This window comes from Mesoplasma tabanidae (assembly GCF_002804025.1).
In the GTDB taxonomy this organism is placed as follows: domain Bacteria; phylum Bacillota_I; class Bacilli_A; order Mycoplasmatales; family Mycoplasmataceae; genus Mesoplasma; species Mesoplasma tabanidae.
On record NZ_CP024969.1, the window covers coordinates 392,516 to 414,133 of the forward strand.

11 protein-coding genes are annotated in these 21,618 nt (G+C 23.1%); 9 read left to right on the plus strand and 2 right to left on the minus strand.

Annotation, left to right across the window (positions count from 1 at the left end; translation table 4 throughout):
- Positions 1-72: 72 nt before the first annotated feature.
- From MTABA_RS01785 to MTABA_RS01820, 8 genes are all read left to right on the plus strand, one after another.
- Positions 73-2,838, plus strand: a complete 2,766-nt coding sequence (locus MTABA_RS01785) for a hypothetical protein (protein WP_100679489.1) — start codon at positions 73-75, stop codon at positions 2,836-2,838.
- Complete coding sequence (locus MTABA_RS01790; protein WP_100679490.1) at positions 2,831-4,969, plus strand: hypothetical protein; 2,139 nt, start codon at positions 2,831-2,833, stop codon at positions 4,967-4,969. Before MTABA_RS01785 ends, MTABA_RS01790 begins: the two co-directional genes overlap by 8 nt.
- Positions 4,970-5,064: 95 nt before the next feature.
- Positions 5,065-7,782 carry a DEAD/DEAH box helicase family protein gene (locus MTABA_RS01795; RefSeq protein WP_100679491.1) on the plus strand — a complete coding sequence of 906 codons (2,718 nt, stop codon included), beginning with the start codon at positions 5,065-5,067 and terminating at the stop codon, positions 7,780-7,782.
- A gap of 145 nt (positions 7,783-7,927) precedes the next feature.
- Entirely contained in the window at positions 7,928-10,684 is a 2,757-nt protein-coding gene (locus MTABA_RS01800; RefSeq protein WP_100679492.1) for a BspA family leucine-rich repeat surface protein, read from the plus strand.
- Between the two features lie 14 nt (positions 10,685-10,698).
- On the plus strand, positions 10,699-13,710 hold the full coding sequence (locus MTABA_RS01805; protein ID WP_100679493.1) for a BspA family leucine-rich repeat surface protein: 3,012 nt from the start codon (positions 10,699-10,701) through the stop codon (positions 13,708-13,710).
- Positions 13,711-13,736: 26 nt separating this feature from the next.
- Positions 13,737-14,534: a hypothetical protein gene (locus MTABA_RS01810; protein WP_100679494.1), complete on the plus strand. Its 798-nt coding sequence runs from the start codon at positions 13,737-13,739 to the stop codon at positions 14,532-14,534.
- A 76-nt stretch (positions 14,535-14,610) separates the two neighbouring features.
- Positions 14,611-15,633 carry an alpha/beta hydrolase gene (locus MTABA_RS01815; protein ID WP_100679495.1) on the plus strand — a complete coding sequence of 341 codons (1,023 nt, stop codon included), beginning with the start codon at positions 14,611-14,613 and terminating at the stop codon, positions 15,631-15,633.
- 146 nt (positions 15,634-15,779) lie between these two features.
- A complete protein-coding gene (locus MTABA_RS01820; protein ID WP_157799982.1) occupies positions 15,780-16,739 on the plus strand; it encodes a hypothetical protein in 960 nt (319 codons plus the stop codon).
- A 16-nt stretch (positions 16,740-16,755) separates the two neighbouring features.
- Here MTABA_RS01820 and MTABA_RS01825 read toward each other — a convergent pair whose 3' ends face one another.
- Both MTABA_RS01825 and MTABA_RS01830 read right to left on the minus strand, forming a co-directional pair.
- A complete protein-coding gene (locus MTABA_RS01825; protein WP_100679497.1) occupies positions 16,756-17,064 on the minus strand; it encodes a PadR family transcriptional regulator in 309 nt (102 codons plus the stop codon).
- 4 nt (positions 17,065-17,068) lie between these two features.
- Positions 17,069-18,208, minus strand: coding sequence for a DUF1700 domain-containing protein (locus tag MTABA_RS01830; protein WP_100679498.1), 1,140 nt, complete (start codon positions 18,206-18,208; stop codon positions 17,069-17,071).
- A 155-nt stretch (positions 18,209-18,363) separates the two neighbouring features.
- Between MTABA_RS01830 and MTABA_RS01835 the strand changes: the two genes are divergently transcribed.
- Positions 18,364-21,498, plus strand: coding sequence for an AAA domain-containing protein (locus MTABA_RS01835; RefSeq protein WP_100679499.1), 3,135 nt, complete (start codon positions 18,364-18,366; stop codon positions 21,496-21,498).
- Positions 21,499-21,618 lie beyond the last annotated feature (120 nt).

The window sequence follows — 21,618 nt, forward strand, 5'->3', positions numbered from 1 at the left end:
ATAAAATATTTATATTTTAATTATATATTTATTTGTTATTAAAATATATACTAATTTTGTAAGGAGGCAAAAATGCACAAAAAAGGAAAAATTATTTTATGTAGTCTTAGTGGTACGTTATTAATATCAGGAATAACAAGTTCAATTTTAGTACCAATTTTAGGCAAAAATGGAAATTATAAAATTAAATATAAATTTGATGATTTAGTTTTTTATAATAAAGAAGAAATTTATCAATATTTATATCAAAATTCAACTACAAATAATTATAAATTTGATAATACAAAATTTATAATTGATGATTTAGTTTTTGATAATAAAAATGAATTTATGGATTATATCAACAGTAATTTTTTAATTTCAAAAACATATACTAAAAGAAATCCATCTGATTATCTAATTAATAATGCAGGAGAACTTTCAAATTTAGTAGAATTAGATGCAAAAGAGAAAATAATAGATGTATATAAAGGAAACAATGGAAGTTCATATTTAGAACGTGATCAAGCTATGGAAAGCTATTTAAAGACTTATAATGAAGGCTTTACTATAGATGGACAAATATTTGATAATCTTTACAATGCTCAACAGTATTACAAAGATTCAAAACTAAAGCAATTAGAAGAATCCACATCAAAAGTTAAAGCATATTCAAATGGTGGGATTGAACAAACAAAAGAAGAAATTATTTCTTGGTTAAGAAATAATACATATCGTGGATTTGAATATAAAGGAAAATCATTTTCAGATTTAAATTATGAAGAATTTTTACTCGCTATGAATAATTTGGATTTTGCAATTATAGATAAAAACATTAAATCTATATCTAATGCAAATAAATCTGCATATTGAATAAATCAATCATCAACTACAAGTAATTTAAATTACTTTAGCGGTCCAAAATATTTGGAAAGTTCTGAAAGAATAGAATCAATAATAAATTTAAAAGCAATAAGCAATAGTGATATTAATGCACTTTTTGGAATTAATTCATACTATATAGCTAGCATAATTAATGCTACTAAATTACTAATAATGAAAGATTTAGGAAATGAAACAATAGAAAATCAAAATTTTAATTTAATTGGTTTTTTATCGAGTTCTTTTAAAAAATTAAAAGAAAATAAAGAAACTATTAATTTAAGTAATATTGAAAAATTAAAAGAAAAATATATTCAAATAAATGAATATGATAAAGAAAAGCCAATAAGTCATAGAAAAATGCAAGATTTTAATTCAGGTTTTGAAAATATTCATTCTTCAAATGGAAATACAATGACAGAGTTTGATAAAGCTTTAATAGTATTTAAAAGATTAATTAATTATGCAAAAACTTTTAATGTTCCTGGTATTTCAGGTGATGATTTTCCTGAATTTGAAAGAACAATAAAAAGCGTAATAGTTGATTTGTTAAAATATGCAGATGATGAAAATAAAAACTTTTTAAGATTGAACCTTTCTAATGGAGAAATTGTTGAAGGCGCTGAAGTTTTTATGAATGATGGTGTATCATTTGATGATTTATATTCTATTTTTTTAAATGAGGATGCTTTTTATAATGATGGTGGTTTTGATAAAATAGTTTTTAAAATTTTTGAAAATTCAATTGAGCAAATTCAAAATCTTGTTGATAAAACATTAAAACTTTCAAGCAATTTATCAGATATCAACAAAGAAATTATTGATTTAAAGAAAACCGAAACAAAAACACAGGAAAATTTAGTTGAAAAAACTAACAAAATTCAAAGTGATGTTGCTGATGCTTTAATGCAAGATAAAACATTTAATGAGATATTAAAAATAGACAATTCTAAATATACTCCTGTTCATGCTGTTATTGCAATTTGTTCAGCTGTATGAAGTATTGGAGAAATGGCAAGTTTTTTATCGTTTGTAAATTATGAAGCAGTTATTGACTCTACTCATTCTGTACATTATGGAGAATTGCAGTGAAAAATTCCTTTCACAAATATTTATTCAAAAACAAAAGCTAATGTTTCAACAATTCAACTTTTTAAAGCACCAATAAGTTATATGTTACCTACTAGTTCGTATAATCAGGTTACAAATGATAATCAAGTTTTTGAATTTAATAATCAATATTTCTTAAATAAAAATTATGCTATTGAAGAGTTAAAAAGACAAATATACTTAAAACCCGAAAAATATTTACCTACTAAAAAAATATTTGCAAATATTTTAGGTGATGAAAAAATGTTAGATTTACCAGAGGTATGTGATATTAATTGTGAAATTGAACATGAACACATATCTCAAACAAAATATAATGAAAATTTGAATAAAGAAAAAGAAATATTTTTAGAAGAAATATTTGAAAATAAGTTTGAAAAACCCGCTAATGAATATTATTTAGATGGTTTTGGAAGTGGTTTTGCTTCTAAGGAAGAAGCAATAAGCAGTATGAATGAAAAAATAGAAGATGTTCAAAATTATACAAAAGTTTATACATATAATATTAACAATCAAAAAATTATTAAATCATCAACTAAAGAAATGGAAGAATTCATTAAAAATAATCAGTTGATAGATACAAAAAAAGTAATTAGTAGTGATCTTTTAGAGACCACAACTTTTAATAAATTAAAAGAGAATATAGGGGAAGATTATGAAATATTTGTTTTACAATTTTATAATCAAAAAAAATATTTTCAAACAAAATGAGAAGCACAAGATTACTTATTTAATAATTTAAATTACACAGAATTAGATTACATTGAAAATTTACAAACTTATCAATACAAAAATAAAGATTTTATAAGTAAAGTTGAATTTGACAAATGAATAAATTTAAATATTAAGGAGGTTGACTATGCTTAGAACATTATTTGCAAGTATTGGAGCATTTTCATTTGTAAGTGTTCCTTTTAGTCAAAATTTAGTTTCAATATCTAAAAATTTAGATTCTGAATTTGAAAAAGAAATACTTAATCAAATACAAGAAGATAAAATTTACTTGGGTAAGCAAAAATTTATTGATTATAATGGTGAAAGGTTTTCAAGTGAAGAGGCTTTCAAAAAATATTTATTAGAAAACGCAACTATTACACCAATTTTAACATCTTCTAATCCTAATAAAATTATTAAAGATACTGAAAATAAAACATTGGATAAAACAAAGATATATGATATTGATCCAAATAAATTTATTCAAATTTATAGAGATGCATATGGTAACATTGCGAAAACAATGGAAGATGCTTTAGATACATACACTAATTTGGGTCTTGTTAAAGAACAATATAGTTATGATAATGAAGGATGATTTGATTCACCTGAAGAAGCTAAACTTAATCAAAAAAAGAATATGCAAATTCATAAATCGCTTTACTATATGTATGAAAATAAATATTATAATGCTTTTAATTCAAAAGATATTTATTTATTAACTAATAAATTTGAAGACGCATTTTATACAAACATTGAAACTAATTTAAGTGGACAAAAATTAAATAAACCACTAAATATTTTTGGTTTAAAAGCAATTACATCATTTTCTCCATTTTATGAAAAAATGAGAAGTGAAATTGAACATGAATTTACAAATGATTATTTTTATAAAATAAGTGATTTAAAAGTTGAAAACAGTTTAGAACTTAGTATTTCAGGCAGTAATGAAGTTAGAATTGATTGATTAAATGGTTCTGCTCAAGAAATATATAAAAAAGGACAAAAACCAATTATAAAATTTAAAAAAGAATACAAATCTGAAAAGGAAATGATAGATGATTTTAAAAATGAAAGTAAATGAGAAAAAGCAAGTGAAGGTGTAGGTTGAGGTACTAGTTGAGGGAGATATTATTGAACAAGAAAATTTGAAATTTATAATCAGAATTTGAAAAAATATCAAACTGCAGTAATAAAATTGCTTCCCAAATACAAGGGAGCAGGTGGTGCAAGCAAAGCACCAAGTTTTGATTCATATAACTACAGAGATATGACAAAATCTAATATTGTAAGTTATAAAGATGTATCAAAAACTGATAAAATTTCAGAAATAAATGGTATACCATTAAGATATAATTTAGAAGGAATTGGAAATGATGAAATAAAGAAATTTTTTCATGACTGATATACTTATTATTACAATGATGTTTTAACTAATTTTTCTAAAAATAATAAAATTGATTTTAATTATGATGAAGTTAGAAGTGAAACATTCACTAAAAACAATGTAGGTAATGTGTATAAAGACAAAATGTATAATATTGGATCAAATAATTACTATTCAGTAATTCAAAGTTATTTTGATTATAAAATAATAAAAGAAGATATTATTGAAAATAATGCTGTTCAAGAAAATGGTGAAATACGTTATAAAATGAGAGAAAATTTTAATGCAAGTAAAGATCAACTAGATAATTATTTATATTTATCTGGTCAATTTGAACCAATCTTGAAATACTCTTATGGTTCTGAAGAAAATCTTTCTAATTTAGATGGATCAAAATTAGCAAATAGTCTTCAAGAAGCTAAAGAATTGCAATGACTTAATGCTAATCCTTCTTTGAAAAAGAAATACATAGTAAGAGACGTTTTTGGTAAAAATATAACTGAAGCTTATACTGCTGAAAAAGCAGTTCAAAATTTGCAAAATCAAATTAAATTAGATTCAAAAATGGTGAATATTAATGAATATGAAACATGAGATTGAGATTATAAAATGTCATATGATAGTACTATTTCAAATGGTAAATATAAAATTTATAAAGTTTTTAATAAAAATACAAAAACAGAAATATATTTTCCAACAGAAAATGATGCAATGAACTCAATTTTAAAAGATTCAAAAGTCAATGGTGAAAGCAATAATATTTATCTTGATAAATATATTTATACATACTATGATTCTAAAACAGAAAAACAATATTCAACAATTTTTTACAATGATGAATATCAAAAAGCTGTTAATGATATTATGTTTAAAATTAGAAATAACTTCATTAATTAAAAAACAATTCTAAAAGAAACAGTTTCTAAAAGAATCTGTTTTTTTATTTTATATATTTATTAACTATGAGAAAATATTTTAAAAGGAATCAAATTATGAAAGAAAAACTATTCACAAATAAAGATGAACAAAAATTATTAGAAGAAATAAATAATGAAATATTAACTTCTAATGAAGTTTATTTAATCTACCCTTTCATATCTAAAAGTATTCTTAATAAAATATCTCCTACTTTTGAATTCTGTGCAAAAAACAATATTCAAATTAAAATAATTTCAACAACATTTGACGATCTAGCTCAATATAATAATTTAAATGAACTTAAATTATTAGCTAATAAGTATTCTAATATCAAAATTAAAATAGAAGATAACTTAGAAAGAACTAGTGAAAGAATTCACATTAAAGCTTCAATCTTTAAGCGAGATTATGAATTTTCAACTGCAATTATGGGTTCTTCTAATTTAACTGTTAAAGGAATGATTTCTGGAAGAGAATGAAATATTAAAATAACAGAGCAAAATAATAAAGAATTAATTAATAAAATGATTAATGAATTTGATAATTTATGAAATGAAGAATTTGTTGATTTTTCAGATGAGTTTGAAAGAGAATTATTAATTCAAAAGATTAAAGAAAATCAACAAGCAGCTATTCAATCAAAAATAGAATTATTATCAAATAACTTAACTAAAAAATATTTATATAAATTTCAAAAAGAAATTATTGATAAACTAAGTTATCGAAGACATATTAATAAAAATAAGAACTTAGTAATTATGGCCACAGGAACAGGTAAAACACTAGTTTCTGCATTTGATTACAAAAGACAAACAGAACAAGCTAAAAAGGGTTTTAAAATCCTATTTTTAGCACATCAAAGAGAAATAGTTGACCAAGCAATTAAAACTTATCGCCATGTTCTTGAAAATAATGAATTTGGTGAAGTTATGTATGATGGAAGTATTAATAGTGATAAACCAACTCATCTATTTGCAACAATTCAAACTTTATCAACAAGATTAGATAAATTCAAACCAAACGATTTTGACATTATTGTATATGATGAAGCTCATCATATAGCAGCAAATACTTTTGATAAAGTATTTAACTATTTTAAACCTCAACAAATTTTAGGTTTAACAGCAACACCAGAAAGAGAAGATAATAAAGATATCAAGACATATTTTGATGATGAATACGCTACTGAATTAAGACTATGAGATGCTATTGATCAAAAACTATTATGTCCATTTGATTATTATTGTATAGATGATACTAATACTAATTTACAAGGAGTTGATTTAAACTCTGATAAAGATATTTTTAAAGTAGTTAATACTGATTCTAGAAATGAATTATTATTTAAAACAATTGAAAAATATTTAGGTATTTATGCAAGACCAACAGCATTAATCTTTTGTGTTACTGTTGAACATGCTATTAATATCTCAAATTACTTAAAATCAAAGAATTTAAAAGCAGAAGCTTTAACTTCTCAAAACACAAAAGATCGTAAAAGAATCTTACATGAATTTAGTACAGGAAGAATTAACTATTTATGTGTAGTTAATATTTTTAATGAAGGAGTAGATATTCCTGAGATTAATACAATTATTTTATTAAGACCAACTAATTCAAAAACCGTATATTTACAACAACTAGGTAGAGGTTTAAGAAAAACTGAACTTAAAAATAAATTAGAAGTATATGATTTAATTTCTAATATAGATAATAAATATGATATTACTTTAGGAATTAGAAATTTATTTAATCCAGCTATTAGAAGTAGTAAGTCAATTAGTGCTAAAGAAGGTTTACCTTATAATTGCACAATTAACTTAGAAAAACATACAGAAGAAATTATTATTAATAGTATGAAGAGTTGATATTTAAATAAAAACTCAATGAAATCATATATTGTTGAATATTATGAAAGATTTAAAGAAAAAGCCCTTAATAACATATTGAGGGATTATGATTTAACTTTAATTGATTTTTATAATAATTTAGATAACTTATTTATACCAATTGCTAAACAAATTAATAAGTTTAAAGATAACGAAAACAACACAAATAGAAATAAGAATATTTTAAAACAGTTTTTATTTTTAAATAACTATAAAATTATTGATTATTTTTATAAAAGATTATCAAATCAATTGACACAAAATGAGATTAATCTTGATTTAGATAATTTATTAATAACTTCATGCTTATATGAAATAACTAGCATGGAAAAATTCTTAGATGTTTATCCTAATTATTTACAAATTAGCGATTTAGTTAAAAACTTTATTAATGAACATAAAGTAATAGTTGAAGAATTAATGATGATTCTTAAGTATAAACTTGAATTTGAAACATTAATATTTGAAAATGAAATAGAAGAAGGATTAAAATTAAATTCAACTTATACTGTAAAACAAGTTTTATCCTTAGTTAATCGCACTAACTTTTTACATTATCGAGCAGAAATGAAAGTTTTAACATTTCAAGCAGGCTATTTGACTTTTGATAATTCAAAACAAATTATTTTAGCTGATGAAGATAGTAGTAATTATGGTAAAAAGACTAAATATGATAAAGAAAATAACTTATTTTATTGATCATTACCTGAAAAAATGACAATTAAAAATAAAATAGTTAGTGATTTTGAAAATGAAAATATTAAAAAATACTTATTTATTCAAGATCAACAAAACTTAAGTAAAAAAAGTTTATATTTAAAGCTTTATAAATTTGTAGGTGTTGGTAAATTTGAAAAAATGTTAATAGATGATTTCCTTACAGCTGAATTTAAGAGTATATAATATCGAATAATAATAAAAATACTAATTATATTTAAATTTAAAAAAGCAAGTGAAAGAAAATAATATTAAAAGCTAAGTGACACTTGCTTTTTTTTTTTTTTTGTTTAAATCATAATAAGATAAATAACTAAGAGGGTACATTAAAATGAAAAAGCCAAGTTTTTTTAAATACTTTTTTTTGACAATATTTTTAACAGGTGGAATTATAATTGTTTCTGTTCAATTAGTTAATACTTCACAATTAAAAAATGATAAAAGAATCAAAATAAATATTTCAGATATTAAATTACTTTTAGAAAAAGAAATAAATAATGAAAAAATTGATATAAAAACAGCAATTGAAAAATTGAAAAATTTTGATTACCCAAATGTAAGAATTAAAGATGTCAAAGTTGAGCAAGCAAGCAGAATTTTTGCTGAGAAAACATTTATTGTCATAACTGAAATAACTGATAAAGAAAATTATAAGTGAGATAATGAATCTTTTGATGGTATTTTTAAAGTTAAGGCCAATCAAATAGGCGAATATTCAATTATAGATTTTAAAAAACTTAATGAAGAAATTAATAGTCTTGACTTAAATAAAATGTCTGAAAACCAAGCAATTGAAAAATTGAAAAATTTTGCTTATCCAAATGTAAGAATTAAAGATGTTAAAGTTGAGCAAGCAAGTAGAATTTTTGCTGAAAAAACATTTATTGTCATAACTGAAATAACTGATAAAGAAAATTATAAGTGAGATAATGAATCTTTTGATGGTATTTTTAAAGTTAAAGCCAGTCAAATAGGGGAATATTTAATTATAGAATCTGAAAAATTTAATGAAGAAATTAATAGTCTTGACTTAAATAAAATGTCTGAAAACCAAGCAATTGAAAAATTGAAAAATTTTGCTTATCCAAATGTAAGTATTAAAGATGTTAAAGTTGATCGAGCAAGTAGAATTTTTGCAGAGAAAACATTTATTGTCATAACTGAAATAACTGATAAAGAAAATTATAAGTGAGATAATGAATCTTTTGATGGTATTTTTAAAGTTAAAGCAAGTCAGATAGGTGAATATTCAATTATAGATTCTGAAAAATTTAATGAAGAAATTAATAGTCTTGACTTAAATAAAATGTCTGAAAAGCAAGCAATTGAAAAATTGAAAGATTTTGCTTATCCAAATGTAAGTATTAAAGATGTCAAAGTTGATCGAGCAAGTAGAATTTTTGCAGAGAAAACATTTATTGTCATAACTGAAATAACTGATAAAGAAAATTATAAGTGAGATAATGAATCTTTTGACGGTATTTTTAAAGTTAAAGCAAGTCAGATAGGCGAATATTCAATTATAGATTCTAAAAAACTTAATGAAGAAATTAATAGTCTTGACCTAAATAAAATGTCTGAAGATGCAGCAATTGAAAAATTAAAAAATTTTGATTATTCAAATGTAAGTATCAAAGATGTTAAAGTTGAGCAAGCAAGTAGAATTTTTGCAGAGAAAACATTTATTGTCATAACTGAAATAACTGATAAAGAAAATTATAAGTGAGATAATGAATCTTTTGATGGTATTTTTAAAGTTAAGGCCAATCAAATAGGCGAATATTCAATTATAGATTCTAAAAAACTTAATGAAGAAATTAATAGTCTTGACTTAAATAAAATGTCTGAAGATGCAGCAATTGAAAAATTGAAAGATTTTGCTTATCCAAATGTAAGTATTAAAGATGTTAAAGTTGAGCAAGCAAGTAGAATTTTTGCAGAGAAAACATTTATTGTCATAACTGAAATAACTGATAAAGAAAATTATAAGTGAGATAATAAAAATTTTGATGGTATTTTTAAAGTTAAAGCAAGTCAGATAGGTGAATATTCAATTATAGATTCTGAAAAATTTAATGAAGAAATTAATAGTCTTGACTTAAATAAAATGTCTGAAGATGCAGCAATTAAAAAATTAAAAAATTTTGATTATTCGAATGTAAGTATCAAAGATGTTAAAGTAGATCGAGCAAGTAGAATTTTTGCTGAGAAAACATTTATTGTCATAACTGAAATAACTGATAAAGAAAATTATAAGTGAAATAATGAATATTTTGATGGTATTTTTAAAGTTAAAGCCAGTCAAATAGGTGAATTAGAAAAAATGAATATTGATAAATCATTTAATCTATTAACTCAACTTGAAGAACTAAAATTTAATACTGAGGATGTTAATTCTTTACACGAATTAATTAAATCTATTTTATATTTGAATTTAACTAATTATGAGTACAAGTCTCTAAGTCTTGAATTTAACGAAAAAGAAATTAAAATTTCACTTTCATCTGAAGGAAAAGAAGTATTTAATGATTTTGGAAATAAAATATTCAAAGTAAAAAATGTTGAATTTTCTTCTCAAAATTCTAAAATCCTTCATGATTCTATTTTGCTTGAAAATGAAAAATTAATTGCTTATTCATATAAAGATAGTGATGATTTAATTAATAAAAATTCTAAAGAATGCTATCAAATAGGTTATAGTCAGGTATCTAATCAAAAAAATAGTTTCTGACAAGTTGCCAGAATGCCTTATACTATTGAAAAAGTTCCTAAATGAATTAGTAAAAATATTTTATATTTAGATTTCATGTTTAAGGACAGTAAAAATTTTAATCAAAATATTAATAGTTGAGATACATCAAATATATTGCAAATAAATTCTTTGTTTGAATGTGCAGTTTCTTATAATCAACCTTTAAATTTATGAAATACTAGCAAAATTAGAGAAATGAATAGGACTTTTGCAAATGCTACTTCATTTAATAATGACTTATCAAAATGAAATGTCAAAAATGTTTTAAAAGATAGACGTAATGAATTTGATCTAAATACACCATCTTGACAAACAGAAAAAAAACCTAATTTTTAAAAGGAGTAAATAAAATGAAAAAATTATTGGGACTATTATTAACACTATCAGTAACAACTAATGTAGTAGTACTAGCGGTTTCTTGTACTAATACAATTGGAATAAATGTGGATGCACGTAAAGAAATTTCAAAAGAAAATACTGAAAATATACTTAAAGAATCAGTTAAAGATGAAATGACAGAAGCTGAAGCCATCGAAGCATTAAATAATGCTTGAAAAAAAATTGAAGGTGTAGATTCTGGAGATGTAAAAGTAATAAGCTCTAAAATATTAACTAAACCTTTAACTTTTGAAGTAAAGTTAGAAATTAATGAAACTGAATATATATGAGATCAAGCTGAATTTAATGGTATTTTTAATATTGGAATAAATGTGGATGCACGTAAAGAAATTTCAAAAGAAAATACTGAAAATATACTTAAAGAATCAATTAAAGATGAAATGACAGAAGCTGAAGCCATTGAAGCATTAAACAATGTTTGAAAAAATATTGAAGGTGTGAAAGATGGCCAAGTAAAAGTAGTAACATCGAAAATAGTAACTAAACCGATAACTTTTGAAGTAAAGTTAGAAATTAATGAAACTGAATATATATGAGATCAAGCTGAATTTAATGGTATTTTTAATATTGGAATAAATGTGGATGCACGTAAAGAAATTTCAAAAGAAAATACTGAAAATACACTTAAAGAATCAATTAAAGATGAAATGACAGAAGCTGAAGCCATTGAAGCATTAAACAATGTTTGAAAAAATATTGAAGGTGTGAAAGATGGCCAAGTAAAAGTAGTAACATCGAAAATAGTAACTAAACCGATAACTTTTGAAGTAAAGTTAGAAATTAATGAAACTGAATATATATGAGATCAAGCTGAATTTAATGGTATTTTTAATATTGGAATAAATGTGGATGCACGTAAAGAAATTTCAAAAGAAAATACTGAAAATATACTTAAAGAATCAATTAAAGATGAAATGACAGAAGCTGAAGCCATTGAAGCATTAAACAATGTTTGAAAAAATATTGAAGGTGTGAAAGATGGCCAAGTAAAAGTAGTAACATCGAAAATAGTAACTAAACCGATAACTTTTGAAGTAAAGTTAGAAATTAATGAAACTGAATATATATGGGATCAAGCTGAATTTAATGGTATTTTTAATATTGGAATAAATGTGGATGCACGTAAAGAAATTTCAAAAGAAAATACTGAAAATACACTTAAAGAATCAGTTAAAGATGAAATGACAGAAGCTGAAGCCATCGAAGCATTAAATAATGCTTGAAAAAATATCGAAGGTGTGAAAGATGGCCAAGTAAAAGTAGTAACATCGAAAATAGTAACTAAACCGATAACTTTTGAAGTAAAGTTAGAAATTAATGAAACTGAATATATATGGGATCAAGCTGAATTTAATGGTATTTTTAATATTGGAATAAATGTGGATGCACGTAAAGAAATTTCAAAAGAAAATACTGAAAATACACTTAAAGAATCAGTTAAAGATGAAATGACAGAAGCTGAAGCCATCGAAGCATTAAATAATGCTTGAAAAAAAATTGAAGGTGTAGATTCTGGAGATGTAAAAGTAATAAGCTCTAAAATATTAACTAAACCTTTAACTTTTGAAGTAAAGTTAGAAATTAATGAAACTGAATATATATGGGATCAAGCTGAATTTAATGGTATTTTCAATATTGAAATAAATGTAGATGCAAGAAATATAATAGAAGTAGATTTACTGAAAGAATATTTGGTTCAATTAAGTAGTATTGATAATGTTAAAGTTATAGAAAATGAATTCATCAAAACAATAGAAGCATTTGTTTATTTAACATATGATGATGCGATGTCTGAAAGGCTAACTATTGATTTAAGTGAAAAGCACTTAGTTATTGAATCAAAGGATAAAGAAAACTTTAAACTCTCAACTGATATAGACATAACTTTTTCAAATATTCATTTTGAAAAAAAAGAACAAGGTATTATTTATTTAAATAGTGAAAATAATCAAATTGAATATTTAGATAAACAAAATTTTAATAGTGTTGATAATTATAAAAGTTCAATAGTTTATCAAATTGGTTGATATGCTGATGAATTTGGTACTAGTACTTCAATTTCTAAAATGCCAAAAGATATAATAAAAGTAACAAGATGACTTCCATCTCAAGTAACAACTCTAGTTGTTAATGAAAATAAAGAAAATAATAGTGGACTTTTTGAAAATTGCTCTAATTTTAATGATATAAATGTTACCTATTGAAATACTTCAAATATTACTAATATGAAAAAATTATTTACTAAAGCAAAAAATTTTAATCAATCTTTAAAAAATTGAGATACTACTAAAGTTACTAATATGTCATATATGTTTTCAGGTGCAAGTTCCTTTAATAGTTATATAAGTAATTTTAAAACTTTAAATGTAACAGATATGCAACAAATGTTTCAAGGCGCAAGTAAATTCGATCAAGATATTTCAAACTGAGATGTTTCTAAATGTGATTCATTTTTTAGAATGTTTATGAAAGCTAGTCAATTCAATAAAAATTTAGGAAAATGAACTGTTTTAGCAGGTAGAAACTTTTCAGAAATGTTTAATCAAGCAACTAATTTTAAAAATTTTAACGAACCACTTGATTGAAAATTTAGCGAGGATTTTATATCAAATAGTTTAAATTTTAAAGGAATGTTTCAAGGAGCAATTAGCTTTACAGGTTATGGTTTAGCAAACTGAAAAACAATTGCAGTTAAAAATATGGCAAATATGTTTGCTGGATGTGAAAAAATGACTGTAAATATAATTAATTGAAATGTATCAAATGTAGAAAAAATGGATAGCATGTTTGGATCATATACTAATTCAGGTGATAACGATAAATTTAATTATGATTTATCAAATTGAGATGTTTCCAAAGTGAAAGCCGAAAAACCAGGAACCAATTTGAAAGATTTTTTAGAATTATTCTCAAAAGGTTTTACTGCTTGAGAAAATACAAAAAAACCAAATTTTAAATTTTAAAGAAAGAGTAATAGGGTAACTTAAAAATGAAAAAAATAAAAAAATTTAAAGAATTTAAGTTTATAAATATTTGTTTATGATTATTGATAATGATTTTCATTATAGTAATTGGATTTATATTTAAAATAATAAATCAAAGTATATATGGAACAAATGAGTGAAAAAATATAATATCATCATTTGATAATTTGAATAACAAAGTTATTGATAGCTGATTTAATAATTCAAAAATTACTTGATCAATGTTTATCGGACCAATAGGTTCAAGCTCATTTATTCAATTTCAATTAGTATATAAAGTGGGAGATTCATATGGATTTATTATTCCAATTTTTTGAGATTTATTAATTAATTGATTAATTATTGCTGGAGTTTTATTCTGTTTAATAATTATAATAATAGAAATATTTAAAATTAATAAATTAGAAAAATTTTTAGATCAAAAAGAAAAAATATTATTATCTAATGTAGATAATAAAAAAATAATTTTATTAGAAGAAGCAGAAGAATATATTCAAAAAATGGAAAACAAGTATAAAGAATACTTATCTAATGAACTAGAAATTTTGGATAATAAAAATAATTCAACTCTATCAATTGCTGAAAGATCTAAAATTGATGGATCAAATAAAATTCAAGAAAAAAGATATGAATTACAAAAATATTCAAATAAATTAAGAAGTCTTGCAATAGAAAACAAATTACCAATAAAATTTCAAGAGATAAACTTAAGAAATTTAACAAAAAAAGAATTAATTGAATATATGAAAAAAACACAATTAATTTTAAAATCAAAAAAAGAAAATACAATAAATTCTAAATAAAATACAATACTTTGTTTATCATTTTTATTTTTTAAGTTAAAATAATTTAAATTAAAGTTTAAAGGCGGAAACAATAATGGAAAATATAAATTACAAAAAAGCAAAAAAGCAAATTAGAAAATATAAATATACTTTTTTAAAAGTTTTAGGAATGATTATTTTATTTCCAATAGTGTTTATTATTAGTGTCCTACTGTCAAAATTCTTTACTCCTTATTTATTTAAGTATCCAAGAGTGGGAACAAATGAAAATGGGCAAGAAGTAAATACTTTAAATCATTATTTGACAGACATCAAAGAAAAGAAACTAAAAAATTGAGAGCTATCAAAAGATCAAATTGAAGAATTTGAAATAGGGTCAGATGAAACAAAAATCAGTTGTTTAATTTTGAGAAATAATTCTAATAAATGAGTTGTTGCATTACACGGATTTAAAAGAAACAAGTTTATGGGTGTTAGAAATGCAATTCAGTTTTATAAAAAAGGCTATAATGTTATTTCTTTTGATGCATATGCACATGGGAAAACATATGGTAAATATTCGGATCTTGGAGTAACTAATTCAAAGGTTTTAAATGAAGTTATTAACTGAGTTAAAAATAACAATCAAGTTAATGAAATTGGTGTTATTGGAGTAAGCATGGGAGCAGCTACAGCTGTTTATTGAGCACAACAATATTATCAAGTAAATAAGATTGATTGACTAATTTCAGATTGTGCTTTAACTCAACCAGTAGAACAAATTAGATTTTTCTTAAAAAAATACTTTAACTGACTGCCTTGATGAATAGCATCATTTAAAATTAATTGATTCTTTAAAAGATATTCAAAAACAAATTTGAAAGACATGAATTTGCAGAAAAATTTAAATTCATTTAGAGATTTGCCAGTTTTATTTATTCATGGTAAATTAGATTCATTTATTGATTACAATAATTCAATAGTTATGTATTGTGAAAAAAGTAAAGATTCAAATAATACTAAAATTAAAATATTTGAAGATTCAGAACATAGCAGTTCAATAGTTGATCATCAAGAAGAATATATTTTAATAACAATTGATTTTGTAAGAGAAGTAATAAGAAATAAACAGAAATAATTAAATATAAGAGTATTAGTAAAATAAATACTAATGCTTTTTTATTTAATAACTACTTTTATTTAATTTAAATATAACTTTTTATTATGAATTTTAAGGTATATTTAATTTATATAAACGAAAAATAAAGTAAAGAGGTAATGGAAATGTTTTTTTTACTTACATTAGGATTAATTGTAGTTTTTGTTGTTTTTATTTCTTTAATTATTAAGAACAATAAAATGAAAAAACAAAAAAATGAGTTACATTCCGAAATAGAAAAATATAAACAAGATATTAACAAACTTAAAGAAATTAATGAAAAATTGAAAAAAAGCAATAATAAAAGTATAAGTAATTTTTATACAGAAAAAATAAATAATAAATCTAATTTTACAAATATTAATAAACATTTTGAAGAAAAAGGACAAAAAATTTACAGAGAATTTTGCCAAGAAATTAGAGATTCAGTTGATGATAAAAAGGCAGAAAGCGAAAGATGATTTAATTACAAATGGCTGGAATATCGATGCGAAATTGATGATAAAAAGTTATATGAAAAAATAAATACACATAATGGTATTTATGCAATGGTAATAGTTCCTAAAATGAATATTAATGAATTGGATATTAAACATGTTAGTTATTTTCCAATATACATTGGTAAAACTTCTAGAAAAGGATTTATACATAGAATTAAAGAACATATCTCAGGAATAAATGATGCTATTAATTTAATTAAAGAAGAAGACAAGAAAATAAATTGTAATTTTGAAGAACTTAAAATTTCTTTAGATTATAAAGCGAATAAAATTTATAAAAAATATTATGAGATAGCAAGATTTTTAATTGATAATCCGGTAGATAAAAATGAGATAAAGCTTAATAGTAATATTTATTTTAAAATTTTGGAATCTAAAAAATACGATAAAAGGGATATTAAAGACAGTCAAACATATGACATTATAAATTGAAATAAAATTGGAAAAAGCTTAAATGATGTTGAATCTGAATATATTAAAAAATATGATACACATATTTTAGGAATGAATAGCGAAGTTTTAATTAAAAAAAATAAACCATATAAGAAAGCAAATATGAAAAAAACTAGAAGAAACAACTTCTAGTTTTTTTCATATTTAACTACTCTGATATTAAAGAATTAACTTTATCTGAAATATCTTTTCATGCTATTTTTTGATTCATTAATTGCTCTCTACCAATAGAAGTTATTTTATAACATTTTCTCATTGGTCCACTTGATGATTCTTCAAAGAAGTGTTCACAAAAACCTTTATCAACTAATTTTTTAAATATTGCATAAGTTGTCGATTCATTAGTTTCAACAACCTCATTAAGTTTTTTATTTAATTCATAAGCATAAAAAGTTTTTTGTGATAGAAAGTTAAGCACCAACATCTCCAATATACCTTTTTTAAGTTCTTTATCCATAACACTAAAATCTTACAATAATATTTTCAACAGGTGTGTCATTAATTTTAAAATTGTATGCTATTTCGTATTTAATTGGTGTTATTGAAAGGAATTTAGCATTTCAAGGCGCTGAGATATGAAATTTCAAATATAATCTTCCTGTGTCATATGAGCTATTTTCATTTTTTTCTCAATAACTAGCTTCAGGTTTTTCTGTTATTTTAAATTCGTTACCTAAACTTTCTTTAAAGTTAAAATGCTTTTGAATTGCTATTTGATTATTTGACAAATCTTTATCTTGTTTAGCTTCAAAAATTGTTCAAGGAGTTAAACCTCAATCAAAATCAACATAAACTATTGATTTAGCACTAAACTCTGATTCTTTTCCATCAAAAGCCTTAGTAATTGTTTCATTTAATTGAAAGTTTTCAACTTCGCTATGATTTAGATAATTTCCTGATAAAACTGATCCATATATACTATGATTTCCTACAGTTGATGTTACTGCTCCAATACCAGCCATACTTCCACCAATAATTATCATTATAAGCATTAGTCTACTTAAAATTTTCTTTTTATCTTTAAATTCTTTAGATTTACCAAATCATTTATTGAAGATAGTTTTAACAGTTAAGTAAGAAGAACTGCTTAGAAAATAGAAGAATATTGCTAAAATTATACCAATACCCATAACCCCAATCGCTAGTGGTAGTACCACTAAGAACTCATAATTAATAAATGCTAAAACCAATGCCACAGGAATTAAAATAATAATTGCGACAAATGATATAAAAAAGATAAAAGATAATAAGATTGCCATCACTGAATAAGTAAATCCAAAGATTTTTATAAATCCATTATTTATACTCTTTATTCAAGAAGAAGTAGCTTCAGATTTACTATTAACTATTTTAATCTTAGTTACATCTGATTTAGATTTTTTAATTACCTCAAATTCTTCATAAAGTTCCTTTGCTATTTCATCAATAGGTCTTAAACCTAACAAAATTTCATTAGCTGATTTATTTAATGATAATTCCTCATTTCATAAATCTCGATAGTTTTCAATTATATCTTTGCGATCTGATGTTTTTAAACCAGAAAGCTTTTTAGATAAAAGATTTAGTCATTTATCCATAATTTTAGTTGTTTTTTTATTCATTTTTATATTTTCCTTTTGCTTTCAAGGATAATCGTATACTAACTATTCTACGTTATCAAGTACTCTACAATAAAAAAAATATTTTTTTCAAAAAAGCTTAGTCATTATATAAAATATAATAAAATTTAAAAAGAGTTTAAAAAAGAGAGGTATTTATGTCAACTATTTCAAACAATTCAAAAAAAGGAGAAAAAAAGTATTCAAAACTTCTTAATAATCTTCTTTTAATAAAGAGTAGAGATCAGGCGCTTTTTACAAAAGTTAATAATACAGAAATATTCGATATTAATTCAAAGTTTGGAGAAGAAGTATCAAAAAAAATATTAGGTCAAAAAACTTTTAACTTAGAAATAAAAGAAAAAGACATACAGTCTTTAATAAATGAAGTGTCAAGAAGTGAAGACCATAATGAAATTATTAATGCTTACGAAAAATATAAATTTAGACTTTTCAATAAGAGTAAAATTTTGCTTGAAAATGAAAAAAGTTTTTCAGAAGAAAAAAATGAACTTTTAAAAGATTTGAAAGAAAAAAAACAAAAAGAAAAAACAAGATGAAAATTATATAGAAGAAAAGTTTATGATTTAAATGCGCAAGAAAATATTTGAGCATTGCATGTAGGAACTTTATTTATAAAGTTTGTTTCAAGTAAAAAAGAAATATATGCTCCATTAATATTAAAAGAATGTCAATTGGAAATTAATGAAAACAATGTTAAATTAAAGAGCGAAGAAAATTGAAAAATAAATGAAAAACTTATTTTCATGCTTGAAGAGGAAGGATATATATTTGATAATTCAAAATTTGATGAAATAATTGAAATTAATGAAATTAAAAAATATTTTTTAAATTATTTTAACGTAAATGAATTGGATTTTGAAATGTCTGATGAATTTAAAAATATTAAAAGAGAAGATATTCTAAATAGAATTATAGAATTTCAACCGGGTGTTGTTTTAGGATTATTTAAACCTTCGGGTGGCCACTTGAGAAAAACAATGCAAGAAATAATTAAAAAAGATATTTTGGATGAAATTATTGATGCTAACCCTGATAAAAGTGTATATGATGAAAATGTAGAAAATTATATTTTAAATAAGTCATCAGATCTTATCAGAATTCAAAAAAGTAATTTTTCTCAAGATAAAGCTTTAATTTCTTCTTTAATCCAGAATACCGTTATTTGAGGACCACCTGGAACCGGTAAATCACAAGTTATCGCAAATATTATTGCTAATATATTAGAAAATAATAAAACAGCTATTGTTATGTCACAAAAGAAAGCTGCTTTAGATGTGCTGAAAAAAAGGTTGAATAAAATTTCTTTTTTCGTTCTTTTTATATTAAATGACAATAAAATGGATAAGCAAGAATTTTACACCCCACTTCAGGAATTTGTAAAACATGTAGAAAACAGAAAAACAAAAATTAATAAATCAGCTAATAAAATAATAGAAAAACAAGATATAGACATTCTTAACTTTATATCTGAAATGAAAAAAAATAATAAATATTTAAATTCTTTAAAAATTATGGAAATTTTTAAAGATAATTGGAATTTACTTTCTAATGCATTTAATTTAAGTGATAAATGAATTTATCCTGAATTTAAAGATAATGAGAAAAAATTTTTAAAAGATTTTTACGAAATTAACAAAATAATAGTTAAAAAAGTTTTAGGTTTAAAAATATATTCTAAAAAATATAAAGAATTATGCAGAAATGCTATCTCAATAATAAATGAATCAAATATTAAAATTGATAGTTTTATAGATTTAATTGGTAAAACAGATTTATCTACTTTATTAAAATTAAAAGAATGTGAGAAACTTTCAAGCAAAATATCAAACATTGAAATGGATGAGGATTACCTTGTAAACATCTTATCTGAGCGTATATTAAGTAAAATTAATTCTTGAAAATACTACAATAAATCATTATTTGATGATTATAAAAGGTTTGCAAATGCTGCTAGAGCAGCAAGGAGAATACCTTATAAATTTTTAAATGACCATATAAGTATAATAAAAGAATTATTCCCAATTATAGTAACAACACCAGAAACAACATTTATCAATTGAGAAAGAAATTATTTTGATTTTGCAGTATTAGATGAATCATCTCAAATGTTTATTGAAATTGGTTTGCCTATTCTATATTTATCAAAAATAAAAATATTAGCAGGTGATCCTCAACAAATGCAACCAACAAGTTGATTTGAAACAAGAGATCAGTCTGATGAAGAAGAAGACGTAGCTGAAAATGCTAATTCTCTTTTAGATTATGTAAGAAATAAAGGTGTTTATGAGATAATGTTAAACCAAAATTATAGGTCGTCATCAGCTTCATTAATGTCCTTTTCATCTAAAAATTTCTATAACTCAGACCTTGAAGTTATAGACGATGAAGTTAAAAAAGAACAAACATCAATTGAAGTTGAGAATATTAATGGTATTTGAGAAAAAGGAATTAACATTAAAGAAGCTAAAAGAGCTATTGAAGTAGTTAATGAACAATTAACAAACTACAAAAAAATAATTTTATTAACTTTCAACTCAGACCAAAGACAAATAATCGAAAAAGAAATATTGGAAAAATGACCTAATTTATCAAAGGCAATAGAAGATGAACAATTAACGGTTAGAAATATTGAGAATATTCAAGGTGATGAAGCTGATTTAGTTGTTGTTTCTATAGTTTACGATCCTAATACAAATATTTCATCTACATATGTTGCTAGAGCAGGCGGAAAAAATGCATTGAATGTAGCAATTTCGAGAGCTAAAGAAAAAATGATAGTGCTTAAGTCAATAGACACTAAAAACATCAAATCTGGCAAAAGCGAAGATTTCCAAACTTTTTATAAGTGATTAAATTTTTTAGATATGAGCTATGAAGAAAAAACTAAATATTCAAAAAAGGATAAGTTTCAAATAGAAGAATCATTTGGTGAAGTTGACTCAAAATTTGAAAGAGATGTTTTGGAATTTATAAAAGAAAGAGTACAAACTCACAAAAAAACCAAAATTATTAAACAATATGAAGTAGGTAGCTATTCAATAGATCTTGCGATAGTTAATGAAAAGGGAAGATTTATATTAGGGATTGAAGTTGATGGTTATGCATATCATGAAGGGCAAGGTTATGATAAATATTTAAGTGATCTGTCAAGACAAAGTTTTTTAGAAACCAAAGGTTATCCTATTTTTAGAGTAAAAGAAATAGATTTTAAAATAAATAAGAAAAAGCTGGAAAGACAGTTGAATAATCTACTAGAAGAATTAATATAAGTAAAAAACTAGAAGATTACTTCTTACGAATTAAAATTGGAACTGCAACACTTATGAGAAAATAATCTCATAGGCATTGCAGTTTTTTTGATACAAAAAAGCAACCCCTTGACCGACTAA